This is a genomic window from Streptomyces sp. NPDC026394 (assembly GCF_055567735.1).
The window spans coordinates 23,579-43,316 of the sequence record NZ_JBVHPX010000034.1 but is presented as its reverse complement, the minus strand read 5'-3'; the positions used below and the strand labels follow the sequence as shown (position 1 = coordinate 43,316).

Sequence of the window (19,738 nt, the reverse complement as noted above, 5' to 3'; positions counted from 1 at the left end):
GATTTTCAAGGAGAGTCGTGGCGTCCGAGCTGGCCGTCGATGCCGAGGTGTTTCCGTGTGCTCCCCCCGCCGACCTCGACGACGGCCGCGTGATCGTCGAGCATGACTGGCAGGCCTTCCGCGCCGTCGAGCGCATGAGCGACCACTGGGATCGTCCCGGGTGGCGCGACGGGCAGCGGGCCTACTACTGGATGCTGACTTTCCCCAATGCCACCCCGCAGCTGCTGCAGCACACCGCCCACTGCCAAAATTCCCTGCACCATCTGGGCATGGACCCCGTGGCCCACGACGGCCTGCACGTCACCGTCAGCCGCATCGGCTCCACTGACCAGGTGCCGGCGGCGCAGCTCCACCGCCTTACCGCCCTGGCCCAGGAGATGCGCATCCACGCGTTTGGCGTGGATGCGCATCCTCTCGCCGGCTCGCCCGGTGCTGTGCGGTTCAGCCTCGCGCCCTGGCGACCGCTGATCCGCCTGCACCGTTCCCTGAGCGCACTCGGCAGCCGGGCTGCCGTGCCCGGAGGGCGGCCGACGAGCTCCTTCCGCCCCCACCTGGGAGTCGCTTACAGCAATCGCGCACGGCCGGCGGCCCCGGTCATTCAGGCCGTGGCGCCGTTGCGCAGCCTTCCGCCGGTCCCTTTGGACATCACGTCCGTCGAGTTGGTGGAACTCCGGCGAGAGGGCAGGGCCTACCGGTGGGAGACCCACTGCTCCCTCACGTTCCTGCCGCAGGAGCCGGCGGGCGCGGGCACGGACGGGTGACACGGATGCGGCCCCGGGCCCGTGCCGGATCGCGGGTCAGCGCGCTGCGGTAGGGGGGCGGTGAGACGGTATGCGCACGCGCGCGGTTACCGGCCGAGCGGGGGCATCGGCGGCAGGGGGGTGCCCAGCACGGTCGTACGTCTCGTCGACGAGGGCGAGTTCCACGGTGGTCAGGGCCGGAGCCAAGTGAGCGAAGGCCCGCTCGACGTGGTCCGAGTTGGTGCATTCGACGACTGCGGCGCAGTGCCGTGCTCGCTGCAGGCACCAGCGCAGCGCCACCTGTTCCAGTGATGCCATCTCGTCTCCCGCCTCGTTACCCAGTTCGGGCAAGTGAGGGCTTTTTCGTGCTTTCTCACCACCGCCTGTCGGTCCGCCCGGCAGGCGGAGCCCGCGAGCCGTCTGGTCACGCGGTCGCGGGGCTGCGAGCACTACGCCGACGCCGTGCCGTGCGGTGAAGCCGAGCAGGTCTTCGTTGCCCACGTAGATGCTGGGCGTCAGAGCGTTGAAGCGGCACCAGATGACGTCCGGTTCGATCAGGTGGAACAGGTGAACGAACCGTCGGCTCGCGGCGGCTCGGTATGCGGCCGAGGCACCGTAGGGCAGGTACGGGCCCTGCAGGCCGAGAGCCTTGATCTCTCCGAGTTCCCGCAGCGTCTGCACCTGGGCAACAGCGGCGTGCAGGTAGCAGTCCTGCGGACCGAAGTCCCAGGAGTCGAGGCAGTACAGGTCCACCGCCTCGACGTACAGGTTCTTCGTGGTCTGCTGGAGCTGGTGGTGGATGCGGCGGTCCGCATACGGGTGCGGCGCCGAGCCCCTGAGGCGGCCCACCTTGCTTCCCACCACGAGGCCGCGGTTCGGGTACTCGCGCAGGATCTGGCCCAGGAGGCGTTCCGCTCTGCCGTGGCCGTGCCAGTCCGCGGTGTCGAACAAGGTCGCCCCCAACTCAACGGCGACGCGCAGGCCGTCCAGGAACTGCTGGTCCTCGGCGCTGTCCGGGCCGAATGCGGGTTCATCCGCGACGCCGACGGCGCCGCAGCTCACCCCCAGCGGGGCGACCCGGAGTTCCTGGCTCAGGCGGCGGGTGGAGTTCTTGTCAGGCACCGGGGCCTGCCGGTATGGCGAGCACAGCCTTGATGATCTTTCCGTCCTTCGCAGGCGCGACTGACCAGTCACTGGCCAGGTGGTCGATGATGAAGAGTCCCCGCCCGCTGGCGGCCACCTCTGCGCCGTCGGCGCAGGAGTTGGTGGGCCGAGCGGGGACGGCAGTGATGTCGGTGCCTCTGTCCATGACGGCCATAGCGAGACCTCGCTCATACACCCCGATCGTGATCGAAACTGGGCCGGCTGTGTGCTGGATGGCGTTGGCGACGAGTTCGCTGGCGATGAGCACCGCGGTGTCCAGCCAGTCCGCGCTGCCGCGCCCTCCAAGGATGTCGCGCAAGGCGGCGCGCGCCGCCTTCTGGGGAGCCTCAAGGCCCCTAAGAGAGGCATCGCAGCTTGTCAGCAGGCCTCCCAGGCTTCCTTCTTGCACCAGTTCGGTGATGGTCAGGGACATCCTCGTCTCCTCGGGTCGAGACGCCCTGCGGCGTGGCCACGACGGGCCCGCGCCCAACCGTGCCGGACGCGGCCCGGCAGCAGTACGTCATGCCTCTGCCACTTCCTGCCTTTTGCCGCAATGGCAGATGAGACCCGACGGTCGCCTTGGCCGGCGCGCACGGCGCTGCGTCCGGCATCAAAAGGGCCCAGCGTGCAACGCTCGGCGCATTTCGCAGGAGACGGTGCCGGCCCGGAAATCCGCAGGTGGAAGGGGTTCGCCTCGTCGTTCATCCGACCGCTGGACCATGAAACCGCCACCCTGGCACGCCTGCCGTTGAGCACTTTGCTGTGCTGTCAAGCGCTTTGAGGGAAGTGGCAGTGAAGTGGCATCGGCTTGGCGTGGCAGCACCCGAACCTCTCCGCATTTTGTCCGTCTCATCAGTGTCTGCTGCGGGATGTTCCTGCCGTGCGCCATGGGAGTGTCGGCGGAGAAGTGGCATGAAGTGGCAGACATATGGCGTACCGATGCCGAGCAAAAATCATCAAGCTGTGTCTGTGCCCTTGGCCGCGGAATTCGGCCGAGGGCAAGCCCGGCGGGCCCCGGCTTGCCCGCACCCCCAATCCTTGCTGATTACGAGGCTGACCATGACGCAGTGCCAGCACCGACCGCCGTGCCCGACGGCTGGAAGCACTAACCGGGAGGCCGCCCGCCTGGCGGCGCACCACCCGGAGCAGGGCTGGTGTGTCGGCTGTGCAACGGTGTCGTCGCGCGGGCGGGCACGAGTGCTGACGTCGTGCCCTGGGCGGCCCCCTCCCCCGTGGCAGCCGCCCACCTTCCCAGGAGCAGCCTCCTGACCGGGGTGCTCCCGGGATGCGGCCCTGCCTTGCCGTGAGGTTCAGACGAGGCAGGGCCGCGCCGAAACCTTCCCGGCAGCCACAAGCACACGCCGGGAAGACACCGGGCGGTCCGCCCGAGGGGGGGCGGGCCGCCCGGGCGGCGCCGGGGATGTCCGCCGTGGACGCAGCGCCGTACAGCGTCTGCCGCTTTGTCTGCGGCAGACCGGCGGCTTCCCCGTACGTGCCCCACGCAGTGGCGGGCCTGTCACGTCGCTGGCCTGCGGTTCTTCGTTCACACCGCGAGGGCCCCGCACGTGAGTGCGCCGACCGCGCACCTGCAGCCCGGCGCTCTCGCTGACCCGCGATTGCCGCCCAGTGCCTCTCGCCGGGCCGGGCGCCGCGATGCGTCCGACGCAACCTCCCCGTACCGCCTCACGCCGTCTTGCCCCGCTCTTACCTTCGGAGACCGACACCCGCCATGCCTGCACACGTTGTCACGCTGGTGCCGCCCCACGAGGCACTGGACTACAGCTTTTTCCAGCACAGGCTGGCCGATCCGGCGCTCCTGCGCCGCAGCCTGGGCCTGCACATCCACACGGGTGCCGCCCTGGCGGTACCGGTCGGTGGCTGTCGCCGCGGCGGTTACCTCTCCTCGTGCTGTCTGCGTTGTGGCTGGCGTCTCCGTGACGCCCTCAAGGGCCGCGATGGTTTCCCTCGCGTGCGCTTGGCCTGGCCCTTGTATCCGGGCACTCGTCATCTCGTGCGGTGGGGCGAACGCGTTCCTGCCTCGTGGAACGCTGCCGTGATCGGCCGCTTCTACGGCTACAGCGAGAGCGCCATCGCCGCCTACCTCGGCGCGCCGGTGCCGGTTGGGGCCGCTGTATGACTGTCCGCCTCGACGCCGCTGCCTGCGGTGACCGCGACGCCGCCCGGTCTCGGCGGCGCCCGTTCCAGCCGTCCCCGGGCACAGGCGGCACCGGCGAACTGAGCGTGTTCAGCGCCCGGTTGATCCTGTGGCCGGTGCGCCGCCCCGTCCGGCGGGGAGCCAACGGCCTGCTGCTACGCGCCCAGGGGCCGGTCGCTGGCATCGGCCCAGTAGGCGGTCAGCATCTCGGTGGGCCAGGAGGGCTGGTTCACCGGGCCGCGCGGCAGCATTTCCTGGAAGACGGCCACGACGTCGATGACGGGCGTGCCGTCGTCGGCGTCCAGGTCGCTCACGTGCAGGTCGCGCCCGTCGACCCGCAGCAGTCGCGGGAACGAGGTTCCCAGGCGGGCCGGCCGGCGGTGGTTGTGGTGCACGAAGGTTCCCGTGGCCGGCCAGGCCGGATTGTCGCGGGGGCTGCGGGCGTGCAGAGCCACGTCGGCCGGCGAACCCTGGCTGAAGTGCCAGGTCACCTGAAGGTGGCTGAACTCCTCGATGCCCTGGAGCGTCTCGACGGGGTACTCCTCGTTGAGACGGATGATCGACTCCACGCCGCCCTTGTAGTCGTCGAGGCGTCCGGTGTGGCCGCCGACGACCGTTCCGATCACCGGCACCGTGATGAACTGCTCGGGCACGGGCTGTCCCCCATCTGTTCTCGCAGGTGCAACGCTGGGCGCCGCACCGCCGCCATGGCTGCGTCAGCCTACGCCGCGCAGGACGTCCCGTGCGCGTTCGTCCAGCTCGGCGGCGACGCTGCCGCCGCGATGACGCAGCGGGGACAGGGCGCGGCGCATCCGCACGACCGTCTCGCGGGCCCGGCCGGACTGGATGCCGGTCAGGGCGTCCAGGGCAGACGACCAGGTGGCGCAGGCCAGGTCGAGATGCCCCTGACGGGCTTGCACCTCGCCCAGGTACCCGAGGGTGACCACATGCGTGCGCGCCGAGGCGGGCAGGGCCCGGGTGCGGACGCTGCGCCGGAATTCGGCTTCGGCGCCCTTCAGGTCGCCCAGGTCGCGCAGGGTGCAGGCCGTCTCGTGGGCGAGCGAGGCCTCCGCGAAGAAGAAGACGCGTTCGGGCTCCTCGCCGCCGGCGCGGCACAGGTCGTCCTCGGCGCGCCGCAAAGCGGCCAGTGCTGCGGCCGTGTCGCGGTTGGCGGCCAGGGCCCGGGCGTGCACCACGCCCAGCAGAGCTTTTTCCCGCGGGCTCGCCAGGGAGTAGCGCCGTTGGTTGACCGAGCCAGCGGCCAGTTGCAGCGCCCGCACCGGGTGGCCGAGGTCGACGGCCTGGTGGGCGGCGGCCCGCAGGATGTGTCCGGCCAGCGGTGCGTCGCCGGCCTCGGCGGCCAGCCGCAGGGCGAGGTCGAAAGTGCGCTGGGCGATGGCGTGCTCGGAGGAGTCGAAGGCCATCCAGGCCGCCAGATAGGTCAGCTCGGAGGCGGCCGCGAACGTCTCCCGGCGCAGGCGCTCGCTGGGAAAGCGTGCCTGAAGGTAGGAGGCGATATCAGAGCGCAGGTATGCGATGAGGGCGTCGCGGCCGGCGCGGCCGCCCAGCCGCTGGTCCTGACGGCTGTAGAACCGCATCGCCTCGCGCACGCTGTCCACGTGGGCGTTGGTGACGGTGAGCCCGGAGGCGGCCTGTCGGCCCGGTGCGGCCTGCAGGGTTTGCTGCCACCAGGAGTCCGGCGGAAGCGCGGCACCGGCCAGCGAATAGGTGGTGCTCTACAGCACCTGTCGGCGGTTCATGTCCATGTATGCGTCCCCGAGGTCGACCAGCGCAGCCACTGTGTCCGTGCCGACGTCCCAGCCACGTCCAGTAGCCGTCTGCGCCGCTTCCACCGGGGGAAGCCCAATCTGTACCGGCGTGACGACCCGTCCGAGGCGCCGCGAGAGCGTCTCGCACAGGATATGCGTGGCCTTTTCCCCCGGACGGGCTCCCTGGATCCACATGGAGATCGTCGATCGCGACACGGAGGCCAGTTCCCCGGCTGCGTGCTCGTCGGCCACCCGGAGGAAATTCGCGGTCAGTTGGTGCTGCGACCAGCCGGATTCCCGGATCACAGCGGCCAACTGAGCATTGCGTGTACGCGCCATCGTGCATCCTTCAGGTCCCGGGGTGCCGTTGGCAGCGTTGGCAGCATCCGCGTCGTCTACGGGCTGTCCCGCCGCTTCGCTTCGCGGTTCTCTGATCACAACGGTATTCCCCCTCTGGTCAACGCCAAGCACGGATCGGCCAGTTCCCCTCTGCCGTCGGTGCTGCGCAGTTCCTGCTGTATTCCTACGTCTGGAGTCGTTCCCGTGGCAGCGATGCCCGCATCCGCCGGCCAGTACCGGTGTCCTTCCCACGCCCGCAAGCGGGGCGCGGTCTGTAGCGAGGTGGGGCGTGTCTGACCGCGCAGCCCACGCCGTGGCCCCTTCGGGCCCCTGGCACGCCGAGGCCCCGTTGCGTCTTCCCCCGGCGACGTCCGCGGCCTCGTTGACGGCCGCGGCGGTCGGCGGCGGATGGCTCGTCGACACCTTGGGGCTCCTGCCGCCCGCGGGCGCCGTTTTCGTCTCGTGTACGGCGGTCGCAGGCGTGCTGGGGTGGACCGCTGCCCGCACCCGCACTGCCGCGGAGTGCGCCAGGCGGCTGCGTACTGAGCGCGACGTCGCTCAGCAGACCGTCGGCGAACTGCTGCAGTCCTTGGCCGGCTTGGTTCCGCTCATCGACGGTGGCCGCGACAGGATCCGGTGGGCCCTTGATCAGGCCAGTCGCGGCTCCGTGCGCCTGGACTACGATCCTCCGCCGGTCGAGCCGCGCACGGGCAGCCTCGCCGTCGATGTCCCGGCTGCTTTGCAGCAGGCGTTCGCCGAGGCGTGGCAGGCGGTGCTGACGACGGCGGCCCATGCCCGTCAGCAGCTGAGCCCGCAGGCGGAGCTGGCCGAGCTGTTCAACTCCATCGCTCCGCGCCTGCAGAGCCTGGTCAACCGTGCCATTCACGACATCGAGAAGGTGGAGTGGGGGTTGGAGGACCCGGACTTGTTGCACGGGTTGTACGGCATCGACCACCTTCTGACGCAGATGCGGCGCCTTGTGGAAAGTCTGCTGGTGCTCGGCGGCAACCTGCCCTCCCGTAACAGCGAGGCGGTCCCCATCATGCAGGCCCTGCGCAGCGCCGCCTCCGGAATCCACGACTACGCCCGGGTGCGGATAGCCCAGGCGCCGGTGGCAGCGGCGGTGCTGGGCTACGTCAGCCCCAACCTCGTGCATCTGCTGGCCGCGTTGATGGAAAACGCGACGCGGTTCTCCTCGGAGCGGGTGGAGGTTCACACGCGTCAGATGACGGACCGTGTCGTCATCCGGGTGATCGACAGCGGAACCGGGATGTCGCCGGGCAAGTACGAGGCGCTCAACCGGCTGCTGGGTGCCCCGGACACCGAGGACCCCCGCGTCCGGCTGCGTAAAGGAACCCTCGGCCTGCTGGTGGCCGCGCTGCTGGCGCAGCGGCACCGCATCACGATCGAGCTGCGGCCGAACATCACGGGCGGCACCCAGGCCATCGTGGTCCTGCCGGCCGGCCTGCTCGTCGAGGCCCCCACGCAGCAACCGGCCGCGCGCAGCGGGTCTCGGGGGCTGCCGGCGCCGGCGGGACAGCGCGCTGTGCTGTCCAGCGCCGCCTCCCTCACTGCTCACCCTGAGGACCAGCCCCAGGGGCAGGCAGCGTCTCAGCAGCCCCTCGGCGACGGCCGTCCCGCGCTGCCGCGCCGGGACGCTTTGGCCGCTGCGGCGCCTGCCGCAAGGCCGCAGCAGGGCCCGCACGGGCGTCCGACCGGCAGGCTGCTGGCCAGCTTCGCCTCGCGCACCCCGCGCGCTCCGCAGCCCCGGCCCCCGGACGCACCGGCGGCCGAGCCCGGAATCTCTGATACCCCCGCCCAGCACCCGATGCAGGAGGACAACCGTGCACGCTGAGCCCACCGACCTCGACACGGCAGAGGCCCAGGAGAAGCTGGCGAAGTTGCTGGAAGCCCTCGTCCGGCAGATCTCCGGGGCGCAGTGGGCGCTTTTGTCGACCGGCGACGGTCTCAAGCTCGCCTTCTGCAACCGCAGTGTGGACGACGCCGACGATGGCGCCGCGGCCTGTACCGGGATCCGCTCGGCGGCCCGCCAGCTGTTCAAGGACAGCCCCGGCGGTGTGCGGCAGGTCGCGGTCGAGCACGACGACGGCTTCTGCTTCGTGATGGGCGCCGGGCTGGTGGACGAGAAGGCCGTCGGTACCCTCCTGACCGTCATGACCGGGCGCGATGCTGACCCGGGCCAGGCCGGCCACCACATGGAGCGGTTCGTCACCGGCCTGGACGAGCAGCTGGTCGTGGCCGCCCGCCGCAACGGCATCCGCCGGCTGGAGCTGTGACATGGCGGCCGGTGGCGGCTGGAGCAGCAGCACCCTGGGGGACGTGCGCCCGTATCTGATCACGGCAGGACGCACCCGCCCGAAGCACACACTGCACCTGTCCAGCACCTTGATCACCAGAGCCGCCACCCGGCCGCTGTACACCACCGCCGAACACGAAGCGCTGCTGCTGTACTGCAGCGGCAGCGCCCAGGCGGTGTCCGAGCTCTCCGCCCGCCTCGGGCAGCCGGTCCAGGCGATCAAAGTCCTGGCCGGCGACCTCCTGGACGCGGGCGCTTTGATGCTGGCCAACCCCGACGGCCCCACCGACCCTGAAGTCCCGCTACTGGAGGCGTTACTTGAAGGCCTGTGCAACCTCCCCTGACGTCGCCGCGACCACGTCCGGAGCTGGGCTTCCGCTCGACTTGAAGGTGGTCATCGCCGGCAGCTTCGGGGTCGGCAAGACCACGCTGGTCGACACCCTCAGCGAGACCGGTGTCCTGCACGCGGAGGAGGTGATGACCACCGCCAGCGCCGCAACCGATCACCTCGATGACGCGACGGACAAGACCACCACGACCGTGGCCATGGACTTCGGGAAGATCACCTTCACCAGTCCCCGGTACATGGTCCTCTACCTCTTCGGCACCCCGGGCCAGGAACGCTTCGGCTATCTCTGGGATGACGTGCTGCTCGGCGCGCTCGGCGTCGTGGTCCTCGTCGACACCCGGTGCCTGGCGTCCTCCTTCCCCACGGTCACCTGGTGCGAGCAGCGCAAGGTGCCGTTCATCATCGCCGTCAACGAGTTCGACGGTGCCCACCGCTACTGCCCCGACGAGATCCGCCACGCCCTGGGCCTGCCCCCTGCCGTCCCCATCATCACGTGCGATGTCCGCCACTACGAACCTGCCCGCGCCGCCCTGACCAGCCTGGTCAGCCACAGCCTGCACCTGCGACGCGCCGCCGCACCTGGAGCCCGCCGATGACCCGTCCCGTCCCGTCACCGCAGCACGAGAGGGCCCCCCGCCAACTCGACCGTGACGCCGCGCTCAAAGCCCTGGGCCTGACCGGCCCCGACCCGCAGCTGGATGCCTTCGCCCAGCGCCTGGCCCAGGCCGCCGGCGTGCCCTACGCCATGGTCAACATCTTCGGCGCCGAGCAGCAGCACTTCCTGGGCCTGTGCACCCCCGGCCCGGACAGCGGCCTGCCGGTGGTGGGCCGCTCGATGGCCCTCGAGCACGGCTACTGTCCCGAGGTCGTGCAGCGGGAAAAGGCCCTGGTCCTGCCGGACGTCTTCGTCCACCCGCGCTTCGCCGGCAACGAGGTCGTCGACCGGATCAACATCCGCACCTACGCCGGTGCGCCCCTGATCTGCCGCGGCGTTGTGCTGGGCACCGTGTGCTTCGTCGGTCACCAGGAGAAACCGAAGGCCACCGGCCGGGGCTCGCTGGCCCTGATCAAAGCCGGAAGTGACGAGGTCATGGGCTACCTCTGCCGCCGCTCCGGTCTCACGCCGCGCTAGCAGCGCTGTGCCGCATCGCCGTACACCGCCTTCACCGGGAGAAAAGGGGAGCTCCACGATGTCCGACTGGTTCTTGAGGCCGCACCACCGGGAGCTGCGCCAGAGCGTGCGCGCCTTCGCCGAGCGCGAGGTCGCCCCGCGCGTGGCGCACATGGAAGCCACCGGTGCGATCGAGCGCGAGCTGGCGTGGTCGGTCGCCGCGCAGGGGTGGATCGGCGCCACCGTCGACCGCTCCTACGGCGGGATGGGGGCCGGGCACCTGGCCAAGACCCTCATCATCGAGGAGCTGTCGCGGGTCAGCGGCGCCATGGGCGCTATGGCGCAGGCCTCCCAGCTCGGCACCGCGAAGATCATCCACTTCGGCAGCGAGGAGCAGAAGAAGACCTGGCTGCCGGCCATCGCCGCGGGCGAGTGCCTGCCGACCATCGCGGTCACCGAGCCGGAGTCGGGCGGCCATGTGCTCGGCATGAGCGGAACGGCGGTCCGCGACGGCGACACCTACGTCCTCAACGGGCACAAGATCTACGTCGGCAACAGCCACATCGGCAACCTGCACGGCGTCGTGCTGCGCACCGGCGAGGGCTCCTCGGGCCTGTCGACGTTCCTGGTGGAGGCAGGCCGGCCGGGCCTGCACGTCGGTGACCACCGGCGGGCCATGGGGCTGCACGGCTTCGGCTTCGGCGAGCTGGTCTTCGACAACTGCCGCATCCCGGCGGCGAACCTGCTGGGCCGGGAGGGCGAGGGGCTGGCCGTCGCGTACTCCTCCAGCGTGCTGTACGGGCGGCCCAACCTGGCCGCGGTGGCGCTCGGCATCCACCAGGCCATCGTCGAGGAGACCGTGCGCTTCGCCGCCGAACGTCGGCGCTATGGCCAGCCGCTGCACACGCTGTCCACCATCCGGCTCAAAATCGGGCAACTGCAGTCACGGCTGATGACCGCGCGGCTGGCCGCCTATCACGCCGCCCACCTGCTCGACCAGGGCCAGCCGTGCGACGCGGAGCTGATGAACGCCAAGCTGCTCAACACCGAGCTGGCCCTGGACTCCGCCCGCGCGGCCATGGAAATCCACGGTGGCTGCGCCCTGTTCACCGACCGTCCCGTCGAGCGCTACCTGCGCGACGCCCACCACCTCTTCGCCCCGGCCGGCACCTCGGACATACAGCTGCGGCGCCTGGGCGAAATGGCGCTCGGCCTGGACAAGGGCCAGTGGTCGGCCCGTCTGGCCCCGGCCGACGACCGCTCCGCCGACGTCTGCGTGGAGGTATGACCATGCCCCGCACCCCCACCACCACCCCGGCGCCGCCGGCCGCCCCCGCCCGGCGGCCGAGCCTCCTGATCCGCCCGGGCGAGTACGCCGACCACCGCGCCGTGAAGGCGTTCGTCAGGCACCATCCCGACTGGATGGACCAACCGCCCGGCGAAGCGGCCGCCGCAGGCTGCACGCTGGTGCCGAATCTCGGCGTGGTCGAACGCGGTCATCCGGTGACCTGGCTGCTGCTGGAAGACGGCATACTCCGCAGCTGTGCCCTGGTGACCAAAGACCGCATGCGCACCCCACGCTGGGATCCAAAGCCCGGCGGAGCCCTGTGGATCGGTCATCTCTACGAGCGCCGCGACGCCGGCGCCCAAGGGTACGGCGCCCTGCTGATCGACTGGCTCCTCGACTACGGCGCGCAGCAGCGCGTGCGGTGGCTGGCCGCGCACAGCTTCGACGGGCCGCTGGCCGGCCACCTCGGCGAACGCTACGGCCTGGAGGTCGTGCACGACACCACCCCCGGTGCCTCCCTGTTCATCCTGCGCCGCAAGGCCAAGCGCCTTCCCCGCCTCGCCTCCGCCGTCCGCACGCAATTGCCGCCCTGTGTGCTCCGGCGCCAGGCCCGCACCACCGAACTCCCCCGGGCGGACTGAGGGGGCCACCCGAGGGCGGGTACGGCCGCCGCGTTCCGGCCGTACCGGCCTTCCCGGCCCCGCGAAGGTCTTGCCGCAGCCAGCGGCGCGACCGGCCGGGAAGGCACAGCCGTGGCCCGGTGCCGCCCCCTCTTCGGGTGGGGCACCGGGCGCCACGCGCCGCCCCTGTATGGCCTCTCCCGGCCGCGCTGTTTCGCATCCAGCGCCCAGCCCGGGAGATGCGGTGGCGGCCCGGGCCGCCACCGCGACCGCGCGGCTCCTGCGGGGGTTGGTCCTTTCCCCCGATGTGGCCGGCCAGCCCGCTGCTGCGACTGCCAGGAAGGGAGCGGGCCATGCGCGGGACCGCCGGGCCCGCGGCTGACGGGCCCGGCGGCCGCACACCCCAGCCTCCGGCCGCAGGGACGCCGGCCCTGCGGCCGGGGCACCCCTTTGACCCCGTTCGACCAGGCAGGCCGCGCGCCGAGCCGACAAACCGACCAGGAGCCCCTTCGTGATCATGTCCTCCTCCGCACCGTCCGCCTGTCTGCGGGCCTGGGAACACGCCGCGCTGCGCTGGCAGTTGGTGGGCCCGGGCTGGGACCTCGTCCTGGTGCCCGAGCAGGTGGCCCGCCAGGCCGTGCGGGATCTGGACGCGATGTCCCTGGACCCGGTGGGCGCCGTCTTCGCGCTGGAGGGCCGGTGGGGGTTCTTCCTGCCGCCTTGGTCCGACGACCCGCCGTGGCCCGCCGGCACCACGTACCTGCGGGACGGTTCGGAGATTTACCTGCCGCCGCCGCAGTGGGTACGGGGCCTGGACGGCAGCGGCTGCGGATGGGTACGCCGCCGCGCGGACCGGCATCTGCTGACCGCGCCGCTGCTCCTGCAGCCGCTGGTGGCCGCCCTCAGCTGCGCCCCGCCGCCCGCCGCCGAATCCCCTGCAGCGGGCCGAGCCCGGCCGCCGCCGCCCCGCCCGGCCCGCACATCGCCGCCAGCCGCCGCCACGCCGCGTGGCGGCACGGCCCCAGCCCACCGGTGCAGCCCCATGCACCCCGCCTTCCCACCCCCTTTGCCCCGCCCCGACGCTCTAAGGACTCCCGTGCCCAGACTGGAAGACCTCGCCCTGATCGGTGACCTGCGTACTGCCGCCCTGATCGACACCGGCGGCACCGTGCAGTGGTACTGCCCGCAGCGCTTCGATGCCCCCGCCGTCTTCGCCGCCCTGCTCGGCACCGGCGAGCACGGCTCCTGGCAGCTCGGCCCGGCCAGCGACGACGGCGCCGCCGTGCCGGCCACCCACCGCCGCTACCGCGGCCAGAGCCTGGTGGTGGAGAGCACCTGGATCACGCCCGACGGCACCGTGCAGATCACCGACTTCATGCCGCCCTGGGACGAAAGCGACGCCCCCGCCCGCATCGTGCGCATCGTCGACGTGATCAGCGGACGGGTCACCGTCTCCTCCCGCCTGAACGCCCGCTTCGGCTACGGCCGCACCGCCCCCACCGTGACCACCGTCGATGGCCGCACCCGGCTTGCGGCCGACGGTGACGGCCTGTGGCTCGACGTCGACGCCCCCCTCGTCTGCGGCGCCACCGTGCGCCTGCGGGGCAGGGGGCTGTGCCACGACCTGCCGCTGTCCGAAGGCGACCGCGCCTGTTTCACCCTGAGCTGGCAGCCCTGCGACCAGCCCGCCCCGCCGACAGCGCCCGGCCCCCTCGTCGCGCTGGAGGACACCCTGGCCTTCTGGCAGCAGTGGGCCAGCCAGTGCACCTACCAGGGCCCCCACCGCGACGCCGTCCTGCGCGCCCTGATCCTGCTGAAAGCCCTGACCTACGCGCCGACCGGCGCCATCGTCGCCGCGCCCACCACCTCGCTGCCCGAGGAGATCGGCGGCGGGCGCAACTGGGACTACCGCTACTGCTGGCTGCGGGACTCCGCGATCACCGCGTCCACCCTGCTGCGCACCGGCTACCGCGAGGAGGCTGAGCAGTGGATGCAGTGGCTGCTGCGCGCGGTGGACGGCGCTCCAAAACCCCTGCAGATCATGTACGGCGTCGCCGGGGAGCGGCAGCTGCCCGAGGCGGAGCTCGGCTGGCTGCCCGGCTATGAGGACTCCCGCCCGGTGCGCATCGGCAACGGCGCCGCCACCCAGCTGCAGCACGACGTCTACGGCGAGGTCATCGACACCCTCCACCACGGCCGGGCGGCAGGCCTGCACCCGGCCCCCGTCGCCGCCCTGCAGATCACGCTGGTCGAGGCGCTGGAGAAGACCTGGCGACAGCCGGACGAGGGCATCTGGGAAGTGCGCGGGCCCCGGCGGCACTTCGTCCACTCCAAGGTCATGGCCTGGGCCGCCGTCGACCGCACCGTGCGTCTGCTGGAGGAGGAAGGCATCGACGGACCGGTGGAGCGCTGGCGGGCGCTGCGCGAGGAGATCCACCAAGAGGTGTGCGACCGCGGCTACGACGCCGAGCGCAACACCTTCACCCAGTCCTACGGCTCCCAGGAGCTGGACGCCGCACTGCTGCTGATCCCGCGCGTGGGCTTCCTTCCGGCCGACGACCAGCGCGTGCTCGGCACCATCGACGCCATCCAGCGCGAACTGTCCACCGCCGACGGCTTTGTCCTGCGCTACCGCACCGCCGGGACGGCCGCCGGACTGGACGGCCTGGCCGGCGACGAAGGCGCGTTCCTGCCCTGCTCGTTCTGGCTGGCCGACGCCCTGGCCATGACCGGCCGCACCGATCAGGCCCACGCGCTGTTCGCACGGCTGCTGGCGCTGCGCAACGACCTGGGCCTGCTCGCCGAGGAGTGGGACACCGGCGCCCAGCGCCAGGTCGGCAACACCCCCCAGGCCTGGTCCCTGCTGACGATCGTCGACACCGCCCTGACCCTCCACGAGGCCGCCCTGGCGACGGAGGCCGCGTCATGAGCGTGCTGGTGACCGCCCCCGGTCTCCCGCCGGCCATCGTCAGCTTTCTGGCCGCGGCACGGGGCCACAGCGGGGCACGCCGTCTGTGGTGCCTGCGTCAGCTGCAGGCCGACGCCTTTCTGGACGGCCGGGAGCCCGGGTCCGTCCGGGTGGCGCCGTACGCGCTGATCCGGCCCGGCCAGGACCCCGCGGCCCGCCTCGCCCAGGCCCGCGCCATCATCGTCCGCGCCGGCTGGCAGGCCCTCACCCCCGCCGTCGACACCACCGGCCCGACCGACCCGGCCACCCGTCCCGAGCTGGAGCGCCTGTTCGCCGCCGTCGCCCGCGGCGAACTCGACGGCCTCGTGGCCGCCTCGCGCACCGACATCTCCCCCTACGACGCCCCCTACGAGGCAGCCCTGCGGCGCCTGCGCGACTGCGGCGGCTTCCTCGCCCTGGCCCTCGACGAGACCGCCCCCTGACCCAGCCCATACAGCCCGCCACACGCCACAACCCGCACACGGAGCACCTGTGAAAGCCCCCGAACCCCTCATCACCGACCGCCTGCACACCGGCCAGCCCGCCTGGGTGCCCCGGTGGCGCCTCGGCGTGACCGTCGAGCCCGGGCAACTGCTGCTCATGCACTGGCAGCCTCCCCGCAACGGTGCCGTCGAGGAGCACACCTACGTCGGGAACGCCCCCGTCATCCGCTCGGGGACCGTCTTCCGGTTCACCCCCGACGGGGAAGTCCTCGACGCCCGGTTCGTGCCCCGCAAGCAGCTCAGTGCCTACGTGCCCGAGGACGGGGTCGAGCGGGTCGACGCCGCGCTGGAGGCTCTCAGCCGCGGCCGGCCCTGCTACCTCGCCGGCCGCGCACGGTGATCACGTCCGTGCCGTGCGTAACACCCACGGCAGGCCCGCCGACGCTCCCCGCCACCTCCCACCCGCCATCGGACAACAGATGCTGACGATACGGACGTTACTGCTCCCCCGGGCCCGGCGCAGACCGGCGCCTCGCACGGTGTGCACCGCCCACCCGGTGACCGACCACATCGGCGGCACGGACTCCGGAGCGAGCGTCACCTGGGCCAGACCTCCCCTCGGCCCGGCACCCGGCGCCGCGGTGCGGTGGCAGTGTGAGCTGCGGGAGACGCCTGCTGAACCGCACACGGCCGGGCCCCGGCGGGACACCGGCGCCGGACCGGCCCCCTCGGCGGCCGTGGCGATGCGGTGGCTGACCACCTCCCTGCTCACCGTCTGTCCCCTGCTGTCCGCGCAGCGCTCCGAAGCGCTGACGGACTGGGCCAAGGACCCCTGGGTCCGCGACGTCCTGATGCGCACGCTGGACCGGCTCGCGCTGTCCGTCAGTGTCGAGGTCACCGATGACCGTGGCGCGCTGACCTGGCACGTCGAGCCTCTGGCCGCCGCGCCTCCCGCCGGCTCCTGGCTCACCGACGCGGCGGCCGCCCCCGCGCACGGCGGGTGCGCCTGTACCACGCGGCCCGGTGACCCGCACGAACGACGCGACATGAGCGCCACCCCCGGCCAACTCCCCTGGACGGGCGCAGCGTTTCGGCTGCGCACCGCCGCCAGCTCCCCTCCCCTTCACCTCAGAGAGTTCTCCTGATGCAGTCCCCGCCCTCCGCCAAGGCGCCCGATCCGGCCCAGCTGCTGATCGGCATGTATGTGAAGGCGTTGCGCCTCGACCGTGGCCTGACCCAGCTCCAGGCCGCCGAGAAACTCGGCATCCACGCCTCGACGCTCGGCAGGATGGAGCAGGCCAGCGTCCGCCTGCGCCTGGATGTCGTCGAACGCCTACTGCGCTGCTACCAGGTGCCCGGCAACCGGATCCGGCCCGTGCACACGCTGCTGGACGCAGACGGCTCCCGTTGCCCGGACTCGATGCCGGGCTGGTCCGAGCGGCTGGCGGCCTGCGAACGCCAGGCTGCCGCTGTGCGCGTCTACAGCGGCCGCCTGATCCCCCCGGTCCTGCGCACCCCCGCCTATGCCGCCGCCGTGCTCAGCGCCGCCCCGGATGACGGCGAGCGGGCTGCCGCCGCTGCCCGTCCGCCGGTGTCCGGACAGCGCCTGACGGTGTTCTTGCACGAGTACGCCCTGTGGCCCGTCTCATCCGACCCCGCGGTGCTGCGCGAGCAGTTCGCTCACCTGCGGCAGGCGACGGCTGCCGGGCACACGGACCTCCGCATCGTGCTGGCGACAGCGCACGCCCCCGTCGGCCAGGGCCACACCCTGAGTGAACTGACCTTTCCCCACGGGCACGGTCCGTTGTACGTCGTCGAGAACGACCATGCCCTGTACTGCACCGGCGCCGACGGCGGCAGCGGCAAACGTGCTCTCCTCGATGCCCTGCACACCTGCGCGCAGCCTTCCCGTCACACCCCTGATCTGCTCGATGCGGCACGGGAGCGCTGGCTGGCCCGATGCGTCGCCCGCATCGGCCGGCAGCCGCAGGCCCCGCGACGCGGCCGCACGGGCCCCCAGGGCGACAGTCCGCCGCCGTCCGCAGATGACCCTGCGCAGCGGGATCCGCCGCCTGATGGTGCCCCGCGCTCCTTGAGCGGGCCGCACCGCCTCCCGGCCGTCCGGTCCACGCACCGGCCACGCAGGACCAGGGCGGCGCCCGCATGACGGTGCACCTGCCGATCGTGCTCCTGCTGCTGGCGTGGGTCTGGTTCCTGATCAAAAAATGCGGGCTCAAGCCATTGCACGCCCTGCTGGCCATGTTCCTGGGCTTTCTGCTGAGTGAGTCCTCCCTGGCACCGGCCATCCGGAGCCTGCTGACCACCGTCCAAAAGGCACTGGAGGGCCTGCACCTGTAACCCAGCCGGTCACCGCGCAGCGGCGGCTCATCTCCGCACCGTGCCCGGGCCCTGACCCGTGTGGGTGCGCCGCTGAGCGGCCCTCAGCGTCGGCTTCCACCTCTCCCCCACCCGCACCCGCCTGACCTGTTCACACCGAAAGGCAACCCGCGTGACGTCCCCCCTTACCGCGCTGAGCTGGAACATCGAGAAAGGCATCAACGGCCAGCAAGCCGCCGCCTGGGTGCGCGCCCAGCAGCCGGACATCTTCTTCCAGCAGGAACTACCGCCCGACCAGCTCACGGCCCAGGCCGAGCGCCTGGGCATGGACGGCTACATCGCCCCTTGCCACCCCGGGAGGGACGACGACCTCCGCGACCGCCACCGCAACGCGATCTTCCTCAAGCGCGGCGGCCCGCTCGCCTTCGACGAGGAGTTCCGCCAGACCTGGATGCCGTGGAGCATCGCGGCGAACCTCACCGTGCGCCTGCGCGACGCCGACGGCACGCTCAGCCCCCGGCGCATCTCCTGCGTCAGCGGCCAGGCCTGCTACTGGAACGCCGGACACCGGCGCGACGAGGCCCGGTGGTGCTCCACCCTCGCCAAGCCCGGGTGGCTGGCCGTCCATTTCTGGGACTGGAACAGCTATCGCGTCGGTGACGGACCCCAGAACTGGTCGCAGTACACCGACCACGCCTACGTCGCCATGCGCACCTACGACCACGGTGGCCGGCGTTACAGCGATGACCGTCCGGACCGCGAGATGCTGGGGGCCGGGTACGTGGAGATGGCCTGCTACGCGGCCAACAGGCTCCAGCAGCTCAACGCCACGAAGGCGGCCTCCGGCTACCGCCGCCGCCCCGGCCGCCCGCCCGGCCGGCGGTACTGCATCGACCGCGGCTACCTCAGCGCCGAACTCACCCCCGCCCTGACCGGTTTCGAGGTCTGCGACACCGACGGACTGCGCCAGATCTCCGGCCACCTTCCGCTGCGCGCCACCTTCGACACCGCGGTCCTGCGCACGGTCTTGCACCGCAACGCAGCAGCCTGCCCCCCTCACCAGAACCGTCACCCACAGGCGCCCGCCTGCCAGGAAGGAACGCTTCCCGCATGACCCGCAAGAGCGACGACACCCTGACCGTGGTCAACTGGAATCTGGAGCTCAACGGCAAGAACGACCCCGCACTGCGCCGGGCCGCCCACGCACAGGTCAAGGACCTCAAGCCCGACCTGCTGACCCGCCAGGAGATGTGGGGAGCCGACGCCGACGGCCACACCCTGTTCCACGACGACAAGCGGGCGCTCGGGCTTGAAGGGGAAATGGGCCCCGACGCGTGCACCGCGCTGTTTTTCACCCCGCGGCTCTTCGCCCCCGTGCGCGACTGGCACCAGGCCCGCGGGCCGAAATGGGTTCTGCCGCCGACCGCGCTGACCCTGCGCTACCTGCCCGCCGGCGACGACGCGGTCCCCTTCGTCGCCAGCTCCTCCCACAGCCCCTATGCCAGCTCCACGCAGCGGCTCCTCGAAGCGGAGTGGCTCACCACTCTCGCGGACAAGGCCTGGCGGCGGCCGGACGGGACGTGGTGCACACTGCCCGTGCTCATCGCCGGGGACCACAACAGCTACCCGGAGCCCGGCGTGGCCGGCGACCCGCCCCTGCCCGACCTGAACAACATCAAAAACCGGGCGCACCGCGTGCACCGCACCTTCATCGGGCCGGACGGCAAGCGCCACATGGACATCCGCCCCGACCAGACGCTGCGCGCCGAAAACCTGATGGAGGACGTCGCGCGCTACTGGGCCACCGCACCGCACGGCAGCCCGAAAGCCGTCGCCCGCACGGTCAACGCCAGTTCGACCCATGGCCCCGACGCCCGGATCGACCGTGCCTACGTCACCCCCGAGCTGCTGCCCGCGGTGACCGGCGTGGACGTCATCGACGTCGACGAAAGGCTGTCCGACCATCACATCCTGCGCATCACCCTGGACGGCCCGCTGCTGGGCGAGATCCTCCGGCAGGCCGCCCACGGCGCCTCGCGCAACTGAACCGGCGACCGCACCGTGCAGCCCTCCGGGAGACTCCAGATACCCGCACCACCATGCCCGCCGGCAGCGCGCCGCCACCGCAGGACGAGCCGCCACCCGCCCCGCCGTGAGGCTGCTGCCCGCAGTGGCGAACT

22 protein-coding genes and 1 pseudogene are annotated in these 19,738 nt (G+C 71.8%); 18 read left to right on the top strand and 5 right to left on the bottom strand.

The window, feature by feature from the left end; genetic code table 11:
* Window positions 1-17 precede the first annotated feature (17 nt).
* Window positions 18-761, top strand: a complete 744-nt coding sequence (locus ACZ4QV_RS39560; RefSeq protein WP_467764234.1) for a 2'-5' RNA ligase family protein — start codon at window positions 18-20, stop codon at window positions 759-761.
* A gap of 36 nt (window positions 762-797) precedes the next feature.
* Here the strand turns inward: ACZ4QV_RS39560 and ACZ4QV_RS39555 are convergent, their stop codons facing one another.
* Complete coding sequence (locus ACZ4QV_RS39555) at window positions 798-1,862, bottom strand: aldo/keto reductase (RefSeq protein ID WP_467764233.1); 1,065 nt, start codon at window positions 1,860-1,862, stop codon at window positions 798-800.
* Window positions 1,855-2,316: an ATP-binding protein gene (locus ACZ4QV_RS39550; RefSeq protein WP_467764232.1), complete on the bottom strand. Its 462-nt coding sequence runs from the start codon at window positions 2,314-2,316 to the stop codon at window positions 1,855-1,857. The genes ACZ4QV_RS39555 and ACZ4QV_RS39550 overlap by 8 nt, the downstream gene beginning before the upstream one ends.
* Window positions 2,317-2,942: 626 nt before the next feature.
* Between ACZ4QV_RS39550 and ACZ4QV_RS39545 the strand changes: the two are divergent.
* Together ACZ4QV_RS39545 and ACZ4QV_RS39540 are read left to right on the top strand one after the other, a co-directional pair.
* Window positions 2,943-3,190 (top strand): annotated as a pseudogene (locus tag ACZ4QV_RS39545) (DUF5999 family protein).
* Window positions 3,191-3,612: 422 nt separating this feature from the next.
* Window positions 3,613-4,020: a DUF6302 family protein gene (locus ACZ4QV_RS39540; protein WP_361157798.1), complete on the top strand. Its 408-nt coding sequence runs from the start codon at window positions 3,613-3,615 to the stop codon at window positions 4,018-4,020.
* A 173-nt stretch (window positions 4,021-4,193) separates the two neighbouring features.
* On the opposite strand, the gene ACZ4QV_RS39535 is transcribed toward ACZ4QV_RS39540, so the two are convergent.
* The 3 genes from ACZ4QV_RS39535 to ACZ4QV_RS39525 form a co-directional block, all read right to left on the bottom strand.
* The gene (locus ACZ4QV_RS39535) at window positions 4,194-4,691 is read right to left on the bottom strand and encodes a TrmO family methyltransferase domain-containing protein (RefSeq protein WP_467764231.1); all 498 of its coding nucleotides are present in this window, start codon (window positions 4,689-4,691) and stop codon (window positions 4,194-4,196) included.
* A gap of 63 nt (window positions 4,692-4,754) precedes the next feature.
* The gene (locus ACZ4QV_RS39530) at window positions 4,755-5,657 is read right to left on the bottom strand and encodes a Tat pathway signal protein (protein WP_467764230.1); all 903 of its coding nucleotides are present in this window, start codon (window positions 5,655-5,657) and stop codon (window positions 4,755-4,757) included.
* A gap of 117 nt (window positions 5,658-5,774) precedes the next feature.
* Complete coding sequence (locus ACZ4QV_RS39525) at window positions 5,775-6,146, bottom strand: hypothetical protein (protein ID WP_467764229.1); 372 nt, start codon at window positions 6,144-6,146, stop codon at window positions 5,775-5,777.
* Between the two features lie 289 nt (window positions 6,147-6,435).
* Here ACZ4QV_RS39525 and ACZ4QV_RS39520 point away from each other — a divergent pair, with 289 nt between their 5' ends.
* The 15 genes from ACZ4QV_RS39520 to ACZ4QV_RS39450 all read left to right on the top strand — a co-directional run bounded on the left by ACZ4QV_RS39520 (window position 6,436) and on the right by ACZ4QV_RS39450 (window position 19,604).
* Entirely contained in the window at window positions 6,436-8,001 is a 1,566-nt protein-coding gene (locus ACZ4QV_RS39520; protein WP_467764228.1) for an ATP-binding protein, read from the top strand.
* Window positions 7,991-8,443, top strand: coding sequence for a roadblock/LC7 domain-containing protein (locus ACZ4QV_RS39515; RefSeq protein ID WP_467764227.1), 453 nt, complete (start codon window positions 7,991-7,993; stop codon window positions 8,441-8,443). The genes ACZ4QV_RS39520 and ACZ4QV_RS39515 overlap by 11 nt, the downstream gene beginning before the upstream one ends.
* A 1-nt stretch (window position 8,444) precedes the next feature.
* Window positions 8,445-8,807, top strand: a complete 363-nt coding sequence (locus tag ACZ4QV_RS39510) for a DUF742 domain-containing protein (RefSeq protein ID WP_467764226.1) — start codon at window positions 8,445-8,447, stop codon at window positions 8,805-8,807.
* Window positions 8,782-9,408, top strand: a complete 627-nt coding sequence (locus ACZ4QV_RS39505) for a GTP-binding protein (RefSeq protein WP_467764225.1) — start codon at window positions 8,782-8,784, stop codon at window positions 9,406-9,408. The genes ACZ4QV_RS39510 and ACZ4QV_RS39505 overlap by 26 nt, the downstream gene beginning before the upstream one ends.
* The gene (locus ACZ4QV_RS39500) at window positions 9,405-9,944 is read left to right on the top strand and encodes a GAF domain-containing protein (protein WP_467764224.1); all 540 of its coding nucleotides are present in this window, start codon (window positions 9,405-9,407) and stop codon (window positions 9,942-9,944) included. The genes ACZ4QV_RS39505 and ACZ4QV_RS39500 overlap by 4 nt, the downstream gene beginning before the upstream one ends.
* Before the next feature lie 58 nt (window positions 9,945-10,002).
* Window positions 10,003-11,211: an acyl-CoA dehydrogenase family protein gene (locus ACZ4QV_RS39495; protein WP_467764223.1), complete on the top strand. Its 1,209-nt coding sequence runs from the start codon at window positions 10,003-10,005 to the stop codon at window positions 11,209-11,211.
* Between the two features lie 2 nt (window positions 11,212-11,213).
* Complete coding sequence (locus tag ACZ4QV_RS39490; RefSeq protein WP_361157819.1) at window positions 11,214-11,852, top strand: hypothetical protein; 639 nt, start codon at window positions 11,214-11,216, stop codon at window positions 11,850-11,852.
* Between the two features lie 1,021 nt (window positions 11,853-12,873).
* Complete coding sequence (locus ACZ4QV_RS39485) at window positions 12,874-14,760, top strand: glycoside hydrolase family 15 protein (RefSeq protein ID WP_467764256.1); 1,887 nt, start codon at window positions 12,874-12,876, stop codon at window positions 14,758-14,760.
* Window positions 14,757-15,221 carry a hypothetical protein gene (locus ACZ4QV_RS39480; protein ID WP_467764222.1) on the top strand — a complete coding sequence of 155 codons (465 nt, stop codon included), beginning with the start codon at window positions 14,757-14,759 and terminating at the stop codon, window positions 15,219-15,221. The genes ACZ4QV_RS39485 and ACZ4QV_RS39480 overlap by 4 nt, the downstream gene beginning before the upstream one ends.
* Window positions 15,222-15,270: 49 nt before the next feature.
* A complete protein-coding gene (locus ACZ4QV_RS39475; protein WP_361157824.1) occupies window positions 15,271-15,621 on the top strand; it encodes an NUDIX hydrolase in 351 nt (116 codons plus the stop codon).
* Between the two features lie 157 nt (window positions 15,622-15,778).
* Entirely contained in the window at window positions 15,779-16,366 is a 588-nt protein-coding gene (locus ACZ4QV_RS39470) for a hypothetical protein (protein WP_467764221.1), read from the top strand.
* Window positions 16,366-17,388, top strand: a complete 1,023-nt coding sequence (locus ACZ4QV_RS39465; RefSeq protein WP_467764220.1) for a Scr1 family TA system antitoxin-like transcriptional regulator — start codon at window positions 16,366-16,368, stop codon at window positions 17,386-17,388. Before ACZ4QV_RS39470 ends, ACZ4QV_RS39465 begins: the two co-directional genes overlap by 1 nt.
* Window positions 17,385-17,579, top strand: a complete 195-nt coding sequence (locus ACZ4QV_RS39460; protein ID WP_361157830.1) for a hypothetical protein — start codon at window positions 17,385-17,387, stop codon at window positions 17,577-17,579. Before ACZ4QV_RS39465 ends, ACZ4QV_RS39460 begins: the two co-directional genes overlap by 4 nt.
* Before the next feature lie 151 nt (window positions 17,580-17,730).
* Window positions 17,731-18,672, top strand: coding sequence for a hypothetical protein (locus ACZ4QV_RS39455; protein WP_467764219.1), 942 nt, complete (start codon window positions 17,731-17,733; stop codon window positions 18,670-18,672).
* The gene (locus ACZ4QV_RS39450; RefSeq protein ID WP_467764218.1) at window positions 18,669-19,604 is read left to right on the top strand and encodes an endonuclease/exonuclease/phosphatase family protein; all 936 of its coding nucleotides are present in this window, start codon (window positions 18,669-18,671) and stop codon (window positions 19,602-19,604) included. The genes ACZ4QV_RS39455 and ACZ4QV_RS39450 overlap by 4 nt, the downstream gene beginning before the upstream one ends.
* Window positions 19,605-19,738: the final 134 nt, after the last annotated feature.

Bases quoted from the DNA above. Each gene is read 5' to 3' on its own strand.
- ACZ4QV_RS39450 (WP_467764218.1), top strand. From the start codon at position 18,669: ATGACCCGCAAGAGCGACGACACCCTGACCGTGGTCAACTGGAATCTG.
- ACZ4QV_RS39460 (WP_361157830.1), top strand. From the start codon at position 17,385: ATGACGGTGCACCTGCCGATCGTGCTCCTGCTGCTGGCGTGGGTCTGG.
- ACZ4QV_RS39550 (WP_467764232.1), bottom strand. From the start codon at position 2,316: ATGTCCCTGACCATCACCGAACTGGTGCAAGAAGGAAGCCTGGGAGGC.
- ACZ4QV_RS39525 (WP_467764229.1), bottom strand. From the start codon at position 6,146: ATGGCGCGTACACGCAATGCTCAGTTGGCCGCTGTGATCCGGGAATCC.
- ACZ4QV_RS39500 (WP_467764224.1), top strand. From the start codon at position 9,405: ATGACCCGTCCCGTCCCGTCACCGCAGCACGAGAGGGCCCCCCGCCAA.
- ACZ4QV_RS39495 (WP_467764223.1), top strand. From the start codon at position 10,003: ATGTCCGACTGGTTCTTGAGGCCGCACCACCGGGAGCTGCGCCAGAGC.
- ACZ4QV_RS39510 (WP_467764226.1), top strand. From the start codon at position 8,445: ATGGCGGCCGGTGGCGGCTGGAGCAGCAGCACCCTGGGGGACGTGCGC.
- ACZ4QV_RS39485 (WP_467764256.1), top strand. From the start codon at position 12,874: ATGCACCCCGCCTTCCCACCCCCTTTGCCCCGCCCCGACGCTCTAAGG.
- ACZ4QV_RS39465 (WP_467764220.1), top strand. From the start codon at position 16,366: ATGCAGTCCCCGCCCTCCGCCAAGGCGCCCGATCCGGCCCAGCTGCTG.
- ACZ4QV_RS39490 (WP_361157819.1), top strand. From the start codon at position 11,214: ATGCCCCGCACCCCCACCACCACCCCGGCGCCGCCGGCCGCCCCCGCC.
- ACZ4QV_RS39480 (WP_467764222.1), top strand. From the start codon at position 14,757: ATGAGCGTGCTGGTGACCGCCCCCGGTCTCCCGCCGGCCATCGTCAGC.
- ACZ4QV_RS39540 (WP_361157798.1), top strand. From the start codon at position 3,613: ATGCCTGCACACGTTGTCACGCTGGTGCCGCCCCACGAGGCACTGGAC.